The organism is Brevibacterium sp. K72, from assembly GCF_050562175.1.
In the GTDB taxonomy this organism is placed as follows: Bacteria; Actinomycetota; Actinomycetes; order Actinomycetales; family Brevibacteriaceae; genus Brevibacterium; species Brevibacterium casei.
In genome coordinates, this window is sequence record NZ_CP191582.1 from 916,465 (window position 1) to 930,239 (window position 13,775).

Genomic DNA, 13,775 nt, shown 5'->3' on the forward strand with positions numbered 1-13,775 from the left:
CTCCCGCACGGAAAGTCCACACGATGAACGAGAACCCCAGCACCCCGACCCAGGCCACCCGCGACGCCGACTTCCTCGCCGACTGGGCCGTCCACTCCCGCTTCGGCGCGGTCGAGGGGACCAACGGGGTCGATCGGCAGGCCGCGAGCGAGGCCGACGGGCAGCAGCGGACGTGGTTCGCCCGGCTCCTCGAGGACCACGGGTTCACCGTCGAACGGGACGCGATCGGCAATCAGTTCGGACTGCTCGAGCTCGTCCCCGGCGCCCCGTACGTCCTCACCGGATCGCACATGGACTCGCAGCCGACGGCCGGTCGCTTCGACGGCGCGTACGGCGTGATGGCGAGCGCGCACGCGTGCTTCGCGATCGCCGATGAACTCCGCGCAGACCCCTCGCAGGCGCGGTTCAACCTCGCCGTCGTCAACTGGTTCAACGAGGAGGGCTCACGGTTCAAGCCCTCGATGATGGGCAGCAACGTCTTCACCGGCAAGGCCGACCTCGAGGCGGCGCTCGCGACGACCGACCCGCACGGGGTCACCGTCGCCGAGGCGCTCGATGCGATCGGCGAACGCGGTGACTTCACCGCCCCGGAAATCGCCTCGTACGCCGAGATCCACGTCCAGCAGGGGCGGAGCATGGAGGAGGACGGCGTGACGATCGGGCTGGTCGATGCGACGTGGGCCGCGCACAAGTTCGAGTTCCGCGTCCACGGCGCGCAGGCCCACAGCGGGTCGACTCTCATGACCGATCGGCGCGATGCCCTGCTCGGCGCAGCGCGACTCGTCGTCGCCGCACGCGAGCTCGTCGACGAGTTCGAACCCGGAGCGCTGCACACCGCGTGCGGTGAGCTCAACGTCTACCCGAATTCGCCGGTCGTCGTCGCGAGCGAGGTCGAGCTCCTCCTCGACCTCCGCTCCCCCAGCGCCGAGGTGATCGCCGCCGCCCACGCCTCGCTCATGGACACGGTCGCGAAGATCTCCGAGGAGGTCGGGGTCGACATCGAGATCACCGCCGAGCACAGCTGGGATCAGAACCCCTACGGCGAGGACGGCGTCGAGCTCGCCCGCGCGGTCGCCGATGACCTCGGGCTCACCTCGGCGAGGGTGATGACGGTGGCCGGGCACGACTCGACGAATCTCAAGGACACGGTGCCCACGGTCATGCTCTTCGTGCCGAGCGTCGCCGGGATCTCGCACAACCTTGAGGAGTTCACGAAGGACGAGGACCTCCTCTCCGGTCTCCATCACCTCACCGAGGTGGTCCGGCGGTTGGCAGGCGGCGCGCTTGCGGGGTGAGGAGCGCGCACGGGGCGGATCGCGAATCGGTCACCGCTCGGTTCCGATCCACATGGCATGGATCGATCCAGCGCAGTGGGATCGGAACCGAGCGGTTGCCGGCGGTCAGTGTCCCGGCGGGTTCGCGCCGACGCTCCTCAGTCGTCCCAGGGGTTGAGCAGGGCGACGCCGGTGCGTTCGAAGTCAGCGGTGTTCCGCGTGACGAGCGTGAGCGAATGCGCGATCGCCGTCGCCGCGATGAGACTATCCATGTCCAACATCGGGTCGAGGACATGAAGCTGCGACGCCCGCAGCGCCACTGCTTCGTCGACCGGGAGGATCCTCCCGGTGAACGCTTCCCGCACCTGATCGTCGAGCCAGCGTCGGAGCACGACCCCGGCTCGGGGGTCTCTGCGCTCCTTGAGCCGGATTCCGAGGTCGATCTCGAGGAGGGTGATCGCGCTGATTGCGAGGGCGCGCAGTCGCTGCGTCCTCACCCACTCGGCGGCCGGTGAGCGGCCTCCGCGGCGCGCATCGCTGACGATGTTCGTGTCGAGAAGGAACCTCACAGCGTCGGAATCCGCAGCGACGACCCCGAGCGCGGCGGAAGCTCCAGCTCGACATCGTCGCCCTCGATGACGAGCCGATCACCCATGAGTTCGTCGGAGTCGACGAGTGCGTCGTAGTCCTCCGCAGTGAGCAGCACATGTGAGCGTCGCCCGTGGTCGGTGATGGTGACCGGGCCGTCCTTTGCCGCACGCTTCGCCGCAGACACGTCTCGATTGAATTCCCGACTCGACATCGTCGTCATCGCAACCCCTCCGGCTTGTGCCTACTGTCACTACATTCTACCGGCGCTGATGCGGGGGCGCATCAATATCGCCAACGTGAAGTCCCTGCGCAGCGGACTTGTCCGTCGCGCTCGGACATCTGGTCAGCGGCCCTGACTGCACCGCGGACCGCCCGCCGCTTTCGAGCACGTCCTACCGCACGACCTCGCGGTGCGAACCGTCGAGTCGCCTCGTCCACCCGCGGGAGTCGAGGTGCTCGAGCAGGGGGATGACGACGCGCCGCGTCGTCCCCAGCGCCCGCCTGGCCTGACTCGTCGTGAACGGCTGATCGAGTCCCGCGAGCAGTCGCATCGCCTGCGCCGGGGTCCGCGGGGAGACGACGACACCGTCGCCGAGGCGCAGCACCCTCCCCGCCTTCTCGGCGACCGCGAGCTCCCGCGCTCCCAGGCACAGCGCCCGCAGATCATCGGCCTCGGGGGCATCGAAGGGATTGGCCTTGAGGCGTTGTTCGACCTTGGCGACACCCGCCTCCGCAGGGCCGAGATCCGCGCGGTGACCGGGTGGGCGGACCACGCCGTCGGCCGCCTCGAGACCGGCTCGTCGGATCACCTCGGCGACGAGCGCGCCGATCCCGGTTCCGCTGCCTGGGGACGCGGCCGGCTGGGCCCCAGCACTCGGCAGCGGCGGATCGACCCGACGCAGGGCCTCGACGACGGCTTTGACCGGCACGCCCGGGGCCATCGGCTGTGCGGCGAGCTGCTTCGCCACCACTTCCTTGGCCGCCGTCACCCACGCCTGGAGCGTCGGAGCGTGCACGAGCCAGGCACCCAGCGCCTCGACGCCTGAGGGCAGCGCCTCGGGCACCGTCAGACCGAACCGCACGAGGACCACGCGTTCGACGGCTCCCCGCCGGGCCACCTCGGCGAGGACGTCCCCGGTCACCGGCCGCGATGCCAACGCAGCGGCCCGCCGCGCCCCGTCGCCGCGTCGTCCCAGCTCAGGCGGGTCGACGTCGAGGACGACGACGCCGGCGAAGACGTTGCGGCTGCCGGGGTTGCGCAGCACCATGCGGTCGCCGAGCTGCAGCGGCAACGGGCGCTCGAGGGTGAGCCTGGCGTGCTCGGCGTCGAAGGGGCGCAGACGCACTGGCACGGCGGCGGTGCCGATGTGGAGCATGAGCTCGTGGACGCCGTCGTCGAGCGCCTCACCCATCGTCCGGCGCACGTCGAGCACCTCGACGATCGGCCACGCATCGGGCGTGATGAGGGCGTCACCTCGGTGGATGTCGTCGACGGGGACGTCGCGGACGTTGACGGCGACGCGCGCGGCGGGGGTGACGACCTCGGCGGAGGATTCCCTGCTCTGCATCCCGCGGATCCCGGTGACGACGTCGACGGACTCGCCGACGACGCGCACCCGGTCGCCTGCGCGCAGGATTCCCGCGGTGAGCGTGCCGGTGACGACGGTGCCCGCCCCGGTGATCGAGAACGCCCGGTCGATCCACAGCCGCACGCGCGCGTCCGCGTCCGGAGCGGGGGCGGCGGCGGTGACCTCGTCGAGGCGGGCGATGAGTTCGTCCATGCCCTGCCCCGTCGTCGCCGAGACCGTGACGATCGGCGCATCGGCGAGCGTCGTCCCCCGCAGCTCGGCCCTCACCTGGGCTTCCGTCTCCGTGACGGTGTCGGGGGCGAGGTCGGCGCGGGTGACGACGACGAGCCCCCGGTCGATCCCGAGGGCTGCGATCGCGTCCCGATGATCGCTCGACTGCGCCTGCCAGCCCTTGTCCGCGGCGATGACGAAGCAGACGATCGGCGCGGGCCCGACCCCGGCGAGCATGTTCGCGAGGAACCGCTCGTGCCCGGGGACGTCGACGAACGCGAGCTCCCGACCCGAGGGCAGCGTCGTCCACGCGAACCCGAGATCGATCGTCAGCCCGCGCCTGCGCTCTTCGGCCCACCGGTCCGGTTCCATCCCGGTCAGGGCTTTGACCAGGGTCGACTTCCCATGATCGACGTGCCCAGCCGTCGCGACGACGAACATCAGGTGCCCTCGCCGAGGCGGTCGTGCGCGGCCGTCTGCGTCGCGGTTTCCGTGATGCAGGGTCCGCCCTGACCGCGGTCAGCCGCTGCGCCGGTTCCGCCGAGGCGGTCGGCGGCCGCGCGGATCGCATCGGCGAGCGCACCGTCGGAGGTTTCGGGCACGCACCGGAGGTCGACGAGGCACACACCCTGGTGGACGCGGGCGACGACGGCCGGATCGCCGAGGCGCAGCGGTTCGGCGAAGTCCTCGGGAAGCTCGAGCGCCCACCCGGGTAAGGGGACGCCGGGAGCACCCCCGCCGCCGACGCGACCCTCGTGGACGACCACGGTTCCACCGACCGCCTCGGCGAGGCGATCCGTGCGTCTGCGCAGGTCGACCGGGTCGAGGTGGAGGGCGTCGTGAACCGGGTTCGAGGCTCCTGAGATCGTCGCCTCGATCGCCGCAAGCGTGAGCTTGTCGGTGCGCATCGCGCGGGCGAGCGGGTGCCTCGCGATCCGCTCGACGGCCTCGGTCCGGCCGAGGATGAGGCCGGCCTGCGGTCCGCCGAGGAGTTTGTCGCCGGAGACGATGACGACGTCGGCCCCGTCCCGGAGGGCGGTGTCGATGTCGGGTTCGTTCGGCAGAACCGGGTCGGGAGTGAGGAGTCCGCTGCCGAGGTCGGCGATGAGCGGCAGCCCGTGTTCGTCGGCAAGGCCGCGCAGCTCGGGCAGGGTCGCCTCGGCAGTGAAGCCGTCGACGCGGAAGTTGCTCGTGTGGACCTTGAGCAGGCTCGCGGTCGCCGGGCCGACGGCCGCGGCATAGTCGGCCAGATGCGTCCGGTTCGTCGTGCCGACCTCACGGAGGCGAGCGCCGGTGGTGACCATGAGGTCGGGCAGACGGAAGCCGGCCCCGATCTCGACGAGCTCCCCGCGGCTGACGACGATCTCATCCGGGACGGTGGTTCCCGGACCGGACCGGCCCGGCGAGGTCGAATCCGCAGCGTCCCCACTGCCCCGCAGCGCTGTCACCGCGAGGAGCAGGGCGGCGGCGCCGTTGTTGACGACGAGCGCGTCCTCGGCGGCGGGGCAGGCGCGCAGCAGCGCCGCCTTCGCCCCGACTCCGCGCTTGCTCCGCTTGCCGGACTCGAGATCCATCTCAACGTCGACATAGCCGGCGGCATCGCTGACGGCCTGCTGCGCCGCAGGTGAGAGCGGCGCGCGCCCGAGGTTCGTGTGGACGATGATCCCGGTCGCGTTGAGCACGGGGGTGAGCGAGGAGGCCGAACGCGTGGTCACGGCCGCGATGACGGTGGGGGTCACCTCGGCGACGGGAAGCTTCCCTGACCGGGCGGAGTCCTGGGCATCGGCGATGAGGGCACGGATCGTCGCCTCGCCGAGGCGGTCGCGGGCGGCGGCGACCTCAGGCAGGGCGAGGAGATGATCGGTGCGCGGAATGCTCCGGCGGGGGTCGGCCTCGACCATGGCTGCCTCCTCCTCTGTGCCGACGCGCATACGCTCACGTCCCGTGCCGGCAAGCATCCTTGCCGGCGATGTCTGTGGCGGAGGCGGACGGGAATCGAACCCGCCAGACCGAGATGCTCGGTCTCACCGGTTTTGAAGACCGGGGGGCCCACCAGGACGCCAGACGCCTCCGGAACGAACTCTACCGGGTACCGCGGACATGGTGATCCACTGCGGTCGGACCCCATCCCGCAAGGGGCGTTGACTGAGGTGAGCGGCGGCAATAGCGTGGACCCCACGGTCGACGTCCCCGACCGACCCCGTCCAGCGTCCCTCCCACAAGGCAGGAAGCATGCGAGCAGAGCTCTTCGTCCCTCCCGTCGCCTTCCACGCCGAAGGTCCCGTGTGGTGGCCCGACGACGGTTCACCGGTCGCGAACACACTGCGCTACGTCGACATGCTCGCCGGACGGATCCTCACCGTGCGACCCGAAGCGCTGACCGCCGACGTCAGCGGCACTTCCGCCGGGTCAGTTCTCACACCGGTGGCCCCCGACATGGTCGACGCGCTCGACGTTCCCGGCCCGGTCGCCGGATGCCTGCGCCCCCGCGTCGCCGGCGGCGTCGCCGTCCTCACCGAGCACGGACTCAGCGTCTCCGACGATCCCGCCGGCGGGGCATGGACGGAGATCGCCGAGGTGGTCACCGACCCCGACGTCCGCTTCAACGACGGCGGGTGCGACCCGGCCGGTCGATTCCTCGCCGGCACGATGCGCTACGACCAGGGCGAGGGCGGCGGCGCCCTCTATCGGATTACCGGCGACGGCTCGGTGAGCACGGTCTTCGACGACGTCACCATCTCCAACGGCATCGCGTGGACCTCGGATGAGCGCCGCGCCTTCTACAACGACACCCCCACCCGCAGTACCTGGGTCCTCGACTGGGACGAGTCGGCGGGACTGAGGAACCCCCGTCGCGTGTTCACCCTCGACGACGATGACCCGGCCGGCGGACCGGACGGACTCTGCGTCGACGCCGAGGACAATGTGTGGACGGCGATCTACGGCGGATCGCGGGTCGAGTGCCGCAGCTCAGGCGGCGAACTCCTCGAGATCGTCGACCTTCCCGTCACCAATGTCACCGCCTGCACCTTCGGCGGACCGGATCTGCGCACCCTCTTCATCACGACGACCCAGGAGAACGTCGAGCCGGGCACCCAGCCGGGCGCAGGAGGCGTCTTCGCCGTCGTCCCCGGCGCCACCGGGGTCCCCGCAGCGCCGTTCGACGGGTGAGCGACGCCGCCTGACGAGCCGCCCGACCAGGCGACACCCACTCACGACCCACGCGACACCCACCCACGACCCCGACCCCGACCACGAAGGACCCCGATGAGAGCACTCACTATCACCCCCGGCACCGCTGACTCGCTCGCCGTCACCGACATGCCCACGCCCGAGCCCGCTGCCGACGAGCTCCTCGTCACCGGCCTGGCGATCGGGGTGTGCGGCACCGACCGCGAGCTCAACGGCGGGCAGTACGGGTGGGCGCCTCCGGGAGAGGAGCTGCTCATCATCGGCCACGAGTCCCTCGGCCGCGTCGAAGCCGCCCCGGAGGGATCGGCCTTCGCCCCGGGCGACCTCATCGCCGGGGTCGTCCGGCGCCCCGACCCCGTGCCGTGCCCGGCGTGCGCGCACGGCGAGTTCGACATGTGCCGCAACGGCGAGTACACCGAACGCGGGATCAAGGAGCTGCCGGGATTCGGGTCCGAGCAGTGGGTCGTCAAGCAGGACTTCTCCGTCAAGCTCGACCCGAGCCTCGGGCGCACAGGGGTGCTCATGGAGCCGACCTCGGTCGTCGCGAAGGCCTGGGATCAGGTCTTCCGCGTCGGCGAGCGCGCGTTCTTCGACCCGGCGTCCGTCGTCATCGTCGGCGGCGGGACGATCGGGCTGCTCGCGGCCCTCCTCGGCCGGCAGCGCGGGCTCGACGTCCATCTCTACAACGCCACCCAGCGGGACAACAAGGAGGAGCTCGTCGACCGCCTCGGCGGGCAGTTCCACTCCGGGGATCTCCCCGGCGTCCTCGCCGAGGTGAAGCCCGACATCGTCCTCGACACGACCGGGGACTCGGCGACCCTCGCCGACATCCTCGAGGCTGTCACCCCCTACCAGGTCGTCTGCCTCCTCGGCATGCACGATCCGCAGGAGCCCACCGGACTCGACCTCGCGAGCATCGGCAAGACGATCGTCCTCGACAACGTCGCAATCGTCGGATCCGTCAACGCCAACGTCGACCACTGGAAGCAGGCAGCCGCGGCGCTCGCCGCCGCGGACGAGGAGTGGCTGACCTCCCTGCTCTCCCGCACGGTTCCCCTCTCCCAGGCGCTCGAGGCCTTCGAACATCACCCCGGCGACATCAAGGTCGTCATCGACCTCCAGGAATGACGATGGCGGCCGCGGCGAAGGAGAGAGCTCCCGGATCCCTGGCGCTGCGGTCGCTCTACGCGCTCGCCGGAGTCGTCCTCATCGGCCTCGGCGCCGCGATCCTCCAGACCGGAGGGGTCGGTGTCGACCCGTACACGGCGCTCAACATCGGCATCAGTGAGCGGATCGGATGGTCGCTCGGGGCATATCAGCTGTTGAGCAACGCGATCCTCTTCATTCCCGTGCTCATCTTCGCCCGCCGCTACATCGGCGTCGGCACGGTCATCAACATGACGCTGACCGGGTTCTTCATCGACCTCTTCGCCGGTCTCCTCGCTCCGCTCACCGTCGCACCGGGCGATCACGGGGGTGCGACGATGTTCTTCGCGATCGGCATCGTCGTCTTCGCGTTCGGTGCCAGCGGATACATCTCCGCCGGGGTCGGGACCGCGCCCTACGATGCGATCGCCCCGATCATCGTCGACCGCACCGGGTGGAAGTACCAGCGGGTGCGCGTCCCGCAGGACCTCATCGTCCTCGTCGGCGCAATCCTCGTCTCCGGTCCCGTCGGGGTCGGCACGATCATGACCGCGTTCTTCTGCGGCCCGCTCATCGCCTTCTTCTCCTCCCGCGTCAACGAACCCCTCGTCGCGCGGCTGACGAAGGGCCGGGCACTGAGCGACTGCCATCCCGAGGCCGGGAACCCGGCCGATCCGACGAAGCTCATCTGATCCCTCCCCCGTTCACATTCCCTCGCCGAGGTGGTGCGGATTTCGCATGCGCCGCCGAGGCGGTGCCGGAGTCCGGTGCCGCGCCTCTCAGTCGATGCCGAGGCGGGCGAAGGCGTTGCGGAAGATCGTCAGGTCCCCGAGACCGGGCAGCTTCTGCACGCGTTTGTCGAGCTTGTCGAGTTCAGCGGTCTGGTTCCGGAAGAGGTGGGTCATGACGTGCTTGACCTCGGCGTCGTCCATCATCCCCGAGCCCACCGGCTTCCACAGCCTCCCGAGCGCCAGTCGCACGATCCTCTGCGCGCGCGGGTTGTCCTCGAGCCGTTCCTTCGCCTGCGTCGAATAGAACGCGACGTGGCGGGTCTCCTGCTTGGCGATGCGCTCGAGCAGCGGCGAGAGCACCGGGTGGTCCTGCATCGCCGCCATCCGACGGTAGCCTGCGGTGGCCGAGAGCTCGTTGGCTGCGCCCCATGCCATGTGGACGGCGATGAAGTCGGAGCCGACCATGTTCGACAGCAGCGACTGCTTCGCCGGACCGAGGGCGAGCTTCCAGCCCAGTCCCGCCCGCTTCGCCTTGATCTCGTCGTAGTCGACGTGGATGCCGTGCTTCTTCAGCACCGCGGCGAGCGCCTCGCCGTGCCAGAACTCCTCCCGGTTCCACATCGTCATGAACGCCGCCGGCGCGTCCTCCCGGTGCGAGGGGGTGACGAGGAGCTCCCGGACGAAGCACGTCGTGTGGTACTCGACGTCGCACATGTAGCGGACCGTGCGCAGCGTGTCCGCATCCAACGGCATCGCGTCGAAGACGTCGAAGTCGAGGTCCGACCATCTCACCGCCTCGGACGTCTCGGCATAGGTGTCGAAGTCAAACGCCATTCTCACTCCTGTCTCGAACCGGTCGGCTGCGGGTGGACCGCAGGCGACTGCCCGCGGTGCCGGGCCGTCCGTCCTTGGTCACCCTCCGTCGGCCTGGACTACCCTGCCGTCGGCGCGCGAAGCGCAGCGCCGCCCGGACCTCGTCCGCCGACGGCTGAGGGTTCCCGGCGAGCTGCTGCCCGATCACCGCATCGGAGGCGGTGAGCGCCCGCCGGTCGGAGCCCTCGGCGAAGAGGCTCGCGAGTGCCGCCGCCTCGTCGGGCTCGGGCACGCCGACGATGCGCAGCGGCGCCCAGGGCCAGCCGAGGTGGATCCGGGCGAGGACGGCTTCGCGTCGCGACCGGGTGATGCGGGCGATCGCCTCGGTGCGGAAGAACCGCACGATCTCCTCGCGACGCTCGACCACCTCGGCGAGGACCCGGTGGGCCTCCCCGTTCAGCCGCGGCAGCAGGGCGGCCTCCGCGACCTGGAGGGCGCCCTCCTGGACGGCGAGCCGGGCCATGTGGCCGGCGGTGACGGGCTCCCTGACGACGCCCCCGACGATGGGAGCGACGATCGGCAGAGCCCGCTCGACCCAGACCTCGCGCAGCCGGGTCGACGGCACCCGCGAGGGCGCGGGGGATCCGGTCGCGCCACCGGCATCGAGGACGTCCCGCAGCGCTTTGGCCAGCCAGTATCGCTCATATCCCCACGCGGTGACGAAGGCGGTGATCCGGGCTTCGTTCGCCGTCCATGAGGCCAGCAGCGCCCGGGTCTCGGCGAGCGCAGAGTTCTCCAAGCGCCAGAGGAATCCCAGGTCACGGGCCGCCTCGGCGGGCAGATCGATGCGCTCACGGTCGACGGGGATGCGACCCCGCGCCTGCTCGAGGTAGCCGGGGACGTCGAAGTCGGTGACGAGGACCGTCGGATGGTCCGCGTCGGAGAACAGGCGTCCGTCGACGTGACCCGGCGGATGCTCGACGTCGACCGCACTCCGGCTTCCCTGCATCACCATTCGAGCACCTTCCATCGCTTCTTCAGGGCATGTCCGTAGAGGCCGAGGTCGGGGGTGACGGCGATCGGCTCGCCGACGAGCTCGAGCCACGCGGCATCGGCGAAGGAATCGCCGTAGCCGGTCGATTTCGCGAGGTCGGCGCCGACGCCGCTCGCGTACTTCCGCAGCCAGTTCGCGCGGGCTTCGTCGACGAGCGGCGGAGTCGCGAGGTACCCGGAGAGCACGCCGTCCGAGGTGACGTCCATGCGGGTGGCGACGACCTCGTCGAAGAGGTCGGCGAGCGGTTCGACGAGGACTTCGAGGGCACCGGTGACGAGCACGGTGCGGTGTCCGGCCGCGCGGTGCTCGTCGATGAGGGTGCGGGCCTGCGGGCGGATCGAGTCGCGGATCCGCTCCCCGAGGCTGCCCGCGATGACCGCGCGCAGCTCGTCGATGTGGAACCCCCGGTACCGGCGGTTGACCATGCGGATGAGCTCGGAGCGGTCACGGGATTCGGCGCGCAGGAGCCCGGGGACGATCCCGGCGATGCCGGCGAGCGCTCCCGGCCAGCGGTGGGGAGGCTGGGTGGCGCGGACGACAGCCGCGTACTGCCGGACGATGTTCGTCGAGATCACCGTGCCGTCGAGGTCGAACACGGCGAGCGCATCGCCGGCAGGCAGCAGCCCCGCCGAGGTGGTGCGGTCCTGCCTCGTGCGCGCCCGGGTGCGGGCGTAGGTGCGGGTGAGTTCGGTGATGGCGGGCAGGTGGATGTCCTTGAAGTACCGGTCCCACTCGATGTCGGTGACGTCGAACCCCCGCTCGGGCGCAGTGTCCGCGGGCAGTCGTTCGTGGAGTCGGCGGGTGGCAGCGTCGTCGAAGACCATCTCGGTCTTCGTGTACTGCCGGTAGAGGTCGGCGAACTGGCGCAGAGACCGCAGCCCCGCATCGACGCGGCTCAGATGCGAGACCCACCCGCGGGTGCGCCGGGACGACGGCAGCCGGTCGACGACGGCCCGCCCGAGACGTGAGCTCAGTTCCTTGAGGCGGATGCGCTGTTCGATGAGCTCGGAACTCGGGAAGCTCCATTCGGGAACCGGGGTCGGTTCGCCCTCGGGGTCGGGGATCGGGCGGTCGAGGAAGTACTCGCGCACCGTGCTCACCATCTGGTGGAACGGCAGGGGATTCGACGTGCCGGACACGACATGGAAGTACCGGGCCCCCGCCTCGGCGGCGGTGGATTCGTCCTCTGCGGCGAGCGCGAGGATGACGTTGACGACGAAGTCGACGGGGATGATGTCGAGGACGGAGTCCGCGTGGCCGGGGAACTCGGTCAGCCCGCCGTTCGCATAGGCCATGATGAGCGGGTCGGCGACTTTGAAGCCGTCGATCCAGCCGGGGTGGGGCAGGCGGAGCGCGGATTCGATGATCGAGGGCCGGACGAAGGAGACCCGGTGGCCCTGGTCGGCCCATTCGGCTTCGGCGACGCGTTCGGCCATCGCCTTCGTCAACGTGTAGACGTCGGTCCAGCCGAGGGATTCGGCGCGGGTGCGGCCGAACTCGACGAGGCGGTCGGCGACGAAGGCCTCCCGCGCCGCCTCGGCGGACGCGGCGACGGCCTTGGGTCCCATCCGGGAACTCTGGGCGCGGGCACTGCGGAGGAAGCGGCGCAGCTGTTCGGGAGCACGGGATTCGGCTTCGACCCGGTCGCGGGCGAGTTCAGCGGCCGCGGACTCGGCGCGGTGGTCGACGTTGTGGCTGAGCCGACGCTCCTGGGCGAGGCCCTTGGAGATGCCGCCGACGTACGCCGTCGAGACGTGGATGACGTGCGGGTCCTGCCCGGTCTCGCGCAGGGCCCGGTAGAGATGCTCTACTCCAGTGACGTTGGTGCGGAACGCCTCGTCGATGGGGGCGTCGAAGGACACCGACGACGCGGAGTGGATGACGACGTCGAAGGCGTGCGGCAGCGGCGGCAGGTCGGTGAGGTCACCCTCGAGGACCTCGACACGCGCCGTGAGAGCATCCCGCACGGCGGCCTCACCGGCCCGTCCGATCCAGGAGCCGAAGACCGGTTTCGCGAGCAGCCGTTCGAGGCGCTGCCTGCCCGACCGGGTGCCCCGGGGACGCACGAGGGCGGTGATGGTGACGTCCGGCCTGCTCTCGAGCAGGGCCTGGAGCACCGCCTGACCGAGGAATCCCGTCACGCCGGTCAGGAGAATGCGGCTGGATGTCATGTGCTGCCTATCGGGTCGCGCGGAAACGGTCTCGGATGCTCATTCGGAGCCGGCGGGGAATCGGATGGGTGGTGCGGTCACCCTCAAGGTCATCGCGGAGTATGACGCAGGTCACTGTATCGTAACAAGCATGCATGTCGCTCTGATCACGGGAGGCACCGCGGGCATCGGTGCCGCGTTCGCCCGGGCCTTCGCCTCTCGCGGCGTCGGACTCGTCCTCGTCGCCCGCGATGAGGGCAGGCTCGAGACCTTCGCGGCCGACCTGCGCTCGACCTTCGGGATCGAGGTCGAGACGCTCATTGCCGACCTCGCCGACCGTGACGACCAGACGCGGGTCGCCGTCCGCATCGAGGACCCCGGAGAGCACCGACCCATCGACATCGTCGTCAACAACGCCGGGTTCTCCGTGCGGGCGAGCCTGCTCGCCACGGACCTCGAGGAGCATGACCGCGGCTTCGAGGTGATGCAGCGGGCGGTGCTCGTCATCGGCGGTGCCGCGGCCCGGGCGATGACCAAGCGCGGACGCGGGTGGATCATCACCGTGTGCTCGGTGAGCTCGGGCCTGACCCAGAACAACTACACCGCGATCAAGGCCTGGGCGCTCAACTACTCGGAGTCGCTCGCGGTCGAGACCGCCGGCACCGGGGTGACCGTGACGGCGCTCGTGCCCGGCTGGGTGCGCACCGAGTTCCATGCCCGCGCCGGCATCGCCGGGACCTCGATCCCCGATGTCCTCTGGCTCGACCCCGACGACCTCGTCGAGGAGTGCCTGCGCGACGTCGCCAGGGGTCGGACCGTGAGCGTACCGCAGCTGCGCTGGAAGGCCATCGTCGCAGGCCTCCGGATCGCCCCCCGGTCGGCGATCCACCGACTCTCGAGTGCTCTCACCTCCCGCCGGAACGAGGAGAGAGACCGCCGTGGCGCCTGATCGCGAGCCCCACGACCGTGCGTACGTGGGGCTTCGCTCGCACGACGTGCGCCATCCGCGCGAGCGGCTTCGTCCG

12 protein-coding genes and 1 tRNA gene are annotated in these 13,775 nt (G+C 70.5%); 5 read left to right on the top strand and 8 right to left on the bottom strand.

The genetic code is table 11. The features are described 5' to 3' along the window. Positions 1-23 precede the first annotated feature (23 nt). Positions 24-1,295 (top strand): M20 family metallo-hydrolase, encoded by a 1,272-nt coding sequence (locus ACQ1RG_RS04070; protein ID WP_430600562.1) that lies wholly within the window; start codon positions 24-26, stop codon positions 1,293-1,295. A 137-nt stretch (positions 1,296-1,432) separates the two neighbouring features. Here ACQ1RG_RS04070 and ACQ1RG_RS04075 read toward each other — a convergent pair whose 3' ends face one another. From ACQ1RG_RS04075 to ACQ1RG_RS04095, 5 genes are all read right to left on the bottom strand, one after another. Next, entirely contained in the window at positions 1,433-1,843 is a 411-nt protein-coding gene (locus ACQ1RG_RS04075) for a type II toxin-antitoxin system VapC family toxin (RefSeq protein ID WP_009376747.1), read from the bottom strand. Then, a complete protein-coding gene (locus ACQ1RG_RS04080; protein WP_231882248.1) occupies positions 1,840-2,049 on the bottom strand; it encodes a type II toxin-antitoxin system prevent-host-death family antitoxin in 210 nt (69 codons plus the stop codon). Before ACQ1RG_RS04080 ends, ACQ1RG_RS04075 begins: the two co-directional genes overlap by 4 nt. A 208-nt stretch (positions 2,050-2,257) precedes the next feature. After that, positions 2,258-4,105 carry a selenocysteine-specific translation elongation factor gene (gene selB / locus ACQ1RG_RS04085; protein ID WP_430600564.1) on the bottom strand — a complete coding sequence of 616 codons (1,848 nt, stop codon included), beginning with the start codon at positions 4,103-4,105 and terminating at the stop codon, positions 2,258-2,260. Then, on the bottom strand, positions 4,105-5,565 hold the full coding sequence (selA, locus tag ACQ1RG_RS04090; protein WP_131248453.1) for an L-seryl-tRNA(Sec) selenium transferase: 1,461 nt from the start codon (positions 5,563-5,565) through the stop codon (positions 4,105-4,107). The genes selB and selA overlap by 1 nt, the downstream gene beginning before the upstream one ends. A 75-nt stretch (positions 5,566-5,640) precedes the next feature. Further along, positions 5,641-5,736, bottom strand: a tRNA-Sec gene (locus tag ACQ1RG_RS04095). A 160-nt stretch (positions 5,737-5,896) separates the two neighbouring features. Between ACQ1RG_RS04095 and ACQ1RG_RS04100 the strand changes: the two genes are divergently transcribed. The 3 genes from ACQ1RG_RS04100 to ACQ1RG_RS04110 all read left to right on the top strand — a co-directional run bounded on the left by ACQ1RG_RS04100 (position 5,897) and on the right by ACQ1RG_RS04110 (position 8,694). After that, positions 5,897-6,835: an SMP-30/gluconolactonase/LRE family protein gene (locus tag ACQ1RG_RS04100; protein ID WP_009376771.1), complete on the top strand. Its 939-nt coding sequence runs from the start codon at positions 5,897-5,899 to the stop codon at positions 6,833-6,835. A 96-nt stretch (positions 6,836-6,931) separates the two neighbouring features. Continuing rightward, a complete protein-coding gene (locus ACQ1RG_RS04105; protein WP_009376772.1) occupies positions 6,932-7,984 on the top strand; it encodes a glucose 1-dehydrogenase in 1,053 nt (350 codons plus the stop codon). Next, the gene (locus ACQ1RG_RS04110; RefSeq protein ID WP_063250351.1) at positions 7,981-8,694 is read left to right on the top strand and encodes a YczE/YyaS/YitT family protein; all 714 of its coding nucleotides are present in this window, start codon (positions 7,981-7,983) and stop codon (positions 8,692-8,694) included. The genes ACQ1RG_RS04105 and ACQ1RG_RS04110 overlap by 4 nt, the downstream gene beginning before the upstream one ends. Positions 8,695-8,781: 87 nt before the next feature. On the opposite strand, the gene ACQ1RG_RS04115 is transcribed toward ACQ1RG_RS04110, so the two are convergent. The 3 genes from ACQ1RG_RS04115 to ACQ1RG_RS04125 are packed head-to-tail and all read right to left on the bottom strand — an operon-like array spanning position 8,782 to position 12,771. Further along, positions 8,782-9,567 (bottom strand): ferritin-like domain-containing protein, encoded by a 786-nt coding sequence (locus tag ACQ1RG_RS04115; protein WP_009376776.1) that lies wholly within the window; start codon positions 9,565-9,567, stop codon positions 8,782-8,784. Next, positions 9,557-10,561 (bottom strand): hypothetical protein, encoded by a 1,005-nt coding sequence (locus ACQ1RG_RS04120; protein WP_009376778.1) that lies wholly within the window; start codon positions 10,559-10,561, stop codon positions 9,557-9,559. Before ACQ1RG_RS04120 ends, ACQ1RG_RS04115 begins: the two co-directional genes overlap by 11 nt. Then, positions 10,555-12,771, bottom strand: a complete 2,217-nt coding sequence (locus tag ACQ1RG_RS04125) for an HAD-IB family hydrolase (protein ID WP_009376780.1) — start codon at positions 12,769-12,771, stop codon at positions 10,555-10,557. The genes ACQ1RG_RS04120 and ACQ1RG_RS04125 overlap by 7 nt, the downstream gene beginning before the upstream one ends. Positions 12,772-12,901: 130 nt before the next feature. On the opposite strand from ACQ1RG_RS04125, the gene ACQ1RG_RS04130 reads away from it, so the two are divergent. Next, a complete protein-coding gene (locus tag ACQ1RG_RS04130; protein WP_040341360.1) occupies positions 12,902-13,699 on the top strand; it encodes an SDR family NAD(P)-dependent oxidoreductase in 798 nt (265 codons plus the stop codon). Positions 13,700-13,775 lie beyond the last annotated feature (76 nt).